Source organism: Bradyrhizobium sp. Ken01 (assembly GCF_055807355.1).
Genome location: NZ_JBVVPC010000225.1, coordinates 1 through 265, shown reverse-complemented (window position 1 = coordinate 265; position 265 = coordinate 1). Strand labels below are relative to the sequence as shown.

Genomic DNA, 265 nt, shown 5'->3' with positions numbered 1-265 from the left:
ATAACTTCCGTCAGGAAGTTATCCAGCTGCTCCTGAGTCAGACGACCTTCCAGGAAAGCACGAGCGTACACGCCCGGGGAGATGTGGCCCTGGAAGTAAACCAGGTCGCCGCCATCCTGCTCGTTGCGTGCACGGAAGAAGTGGTTAAAGCACACATCATAAATGGTTGCGGAAGACTGGAAGGACGCCATATGGCCGCCCAGTTCGAGGTCTTTTTTCGACGCACGCAGCACCGTCATGATGGCGTTCCAGCGGATAGCTGAAC

The 265-nt window shown here is 55.8% G+C and carries 1 protein-coding gene; it reads right to left on the bottom strand.

Annotated features, from left to right (window positions below):
• Positions 1-265, bottom strand: a 265-nt coding sequence (locus tag AC0L3S_RS39430; RefSeq protein ID WP_473285360.1) for a hypothetical protein, incomplete at both ends; no start/stop codon positions are given.